We start from the raw sequence: 2736 nt of genomic DNA, 5'->3' as shown, positions 1-2736 counted from the left end.
ATTGAAAAATTTTTAAGGCTTTTTTTCATTTCTTCGAGAAAATCTTCTCCAGGTCCTTTGATCCATTTCCCTTTTACTGCATCTTTTTCGCCCTCATCTACTTCCCAGTAACTTTCAAGACCACGGAAATGGTCAAATCGAATAATATCAGCAAGGTTTTGTGCATGTGCAATTCTTTCTTTCCACCATCTGTAATTATCTTCTTTCAGGTTACCCCAATTATAGGTTGGATTCCCCCAGAGCTGTCCTCGTTTTGAAAAGTTGTCTGGAGGTACCCCAGCCAGTTTCTTTGGATATCCCTTTTCGTTCAGATTAAAAAGAGGCTTGTTTGCCCATACATCTGCGCTATCGTAGGAAACATATAATGGTATATCTCCAATTATTTTTATTCCCTGCAGCTTTGCATATTCCATCACAGCCAGCCATGAAGCATAGAATTCATATTGTTTATAGTTTTCTTCTTCTATTTCTTTAGCATATAAGTTTTGAAAATGATACATTGAAGCCTTTTCACGGAAAGCAATATCTTTGTTCCATTCATTCCAAGGCAAATTATTAAAATGCTTTTTCAAAACTATAAACAATGAATAATCGCTAAGCCAATACTGATTTTCTTCAATAAAAGCTTCATAGTCAATATCAGCTCTTTTTTTGCCTATATACCTTGTATCACCAGCAAAAGCTGAATAGCATTTGTATGGTGAAAGTTCCTTCATAACTGGATTCGTAGGAAGTATTTGCCAATAGGATTGATTGCTGTCTTTTAAAAAATCAATAAAATCAAAGCATAAATCAAATGCAGGCAGGGAGGAGATGTGAAGGAGTATTCCACACCTTCGTAGGGTCATTTGCTCCAATAAAAACACCTCCTAATAAGATTTTATGAATACTTGTATTATATCACTTGAATTGATTTTTTTCATGCAGTTATTAAGCGATTTATTACAAATAAGCATTTAATACGTATTGGAGAACCATTCGATGGGTATTAAAAAAGGAAGCATTGATAGCAATACAATGACGCATGATAAAAATCCATTTTCCTCGATTCTGGTAGTAAATTGGAATTACTATATTTTGCAATTTATCATATAAAGAAGCCGCTTCTTCCTGATCACTGCTTTCGATATCGGGTGCTGACCCAATGGACCACCCGGTAAATCCTTCAATACAACCTTCAATCCACCATCCATCTAAAATACTCAAACTGGGTATGCCATTATGAGCTGCTTTCATTCCTGAAGTACCTGATGCCTCTTGGGGTTTCTTGGGGGTATTAAGCCATAGATCCACCCCTGAAACCATTCGCTTGGCTAAATTTATATTGTAATTTTCCAGATAAACAACCTCAATTTGCCCTCGAAGTTGCTGGGAGACCTGAACAATCTTTCGAATTAATTCCTTCCCCGACCCATCTTCAGGATGGGCTTTGCCAGAGAAGACCAGCTGGATTTTTCCATACTTTCTGGAAATATCAAGCAGTCTATTAATATCATAAAAGATTAAATCTGCCCGTTTATAGGCTGTCGCTCTCCTGGCAAAACCAATAGTCAAAACTTCTGGATCTAATTGGAGCCCGGTTTCTTGAAAAATACTATCCATCAGTATTTTTTTCGCTTCCTGATGCGTTTGCCATACTTCCTCATCCGGTATACTCAAGGCATAACGCAAACTAAAGGAATCATTTTTCCATCCTGGAATATAGCGATCATAGAGTTTGTAAAAATGAGGACATACCCAGGTTGCTGAATGAACCCCATTGGTAATTGAATCAATGTGGTATCCGGGAAACATCTCCTGGGAAACATCCCCGTGTTTTTTGGCTACACCATTTATATAATGACTCAGGTTAAGGGCGAGAGCAGTCATGTTCAAGCGTTCCTCACCACCGAGTTCTTTTAGTATGGTATCAGGGATAGGACTTCCTAAAACTTTCTCCACCAGTTCATAGGAAAATTGGTCCATACCTGCCGGTACCGGGGTATGAGTGGTAAAGATGCATAATTTTTTTACCTCTTCGATAGTCCGGTTACTCCATTTTTCCTCCCGATGGTTATAATGATTAAGTAGTTCCAAAGTCAGTAAACTGGCGTGTCCTTCATTCATATGATATTTAGAGATATGGTTAAATCCCAGCTCTTTAAGCATCCTCACACCGCCAATCCCCAATACAATTTCCTGGGCTAGCCGGTATCTTTTATCACCGCCATATAAGAAATCAGAAAGACTCCGGTCATAAACATTATTTTCCGGTAAATCAGTATCCAAAAAAAAGACGGGGATGTAATAACTATCCAAGCCTTTTATATAAAAAAGCCAAGCCTGAACCCCTACTTTTCTCCCCTCAATTTCGATTACAACCTTATTGGGTAACAATTGCATATGATCTTGAGGATTCCATTCTTCAGGTAATTCCTGCTGAATCCCTTCTTTTCCAATTTTTTGATGCAGATATCCCTTTTTATAAAGCAGGGTGACCCCAAGTAGGGGTACTGCTAAGTCCGCAGAAGAGCGGAGCATATCACCGGCTAAAATCCCCAATCCACCACTGTAAGTAGGAATTCTGGCATCAACACATATCTCCATGGAAAAATAGGCAATTTTTCTATCCTTTTTCATAATTTCAAGTGGTTGAAAAACATCTCCTTCTTTAGCTTCCATAAGTACTCCTTTCAAAATTTAAAGATTATGATAATCTTATTAGACTATATAATATTGCAGTTTTAATCTAAACAT

2 protein-coding genes are annotated in these 2736 nt (G+C 37.7%); both read right to left on the bottom strand.

Annotation, left to right across the window (positions count from 1 at the left end):
• Positions 1 to 848: 4-alpha-glucanotransferase (locus COZ07_RS11015; RefSeq protein ID WP_406608609.1), on the bottom strand; the 848-nt coding region annotated here is incomplete at its 3' end.
• 94 nt (positions 849 to 942) lie between these two features.
• On the bottom strand, positions 943 to 2661 hold the full coding sequence (gene glgP / locus COZ07_RS11010; RefSeq protein ID WP_406608608.1) for an alpha-glucan family phosphorylase: 1719 nt from the start codon (positions 2659 to 2661) through the stop codon (positions 943 to 945).
• Positions 2662 to 2736: the final 75 nt, after the last annotated feature.

This window comes from Candidatus Infernicultor aquiphilus, assembly GCF_002784285.1.
Lineage (GTDB): Bacteria > Atribacterota > Phoenicimicrobiia > Phoenicimicrobiales > Phoenicimicrobiaceae > Infernicultor > Infernicultor aquiphilus.
The sequence above is the reverse complement of the archived record's forward strand: the minus strand, read 5'-3'. Positions and strand labels throughout refer to the sequence as shown.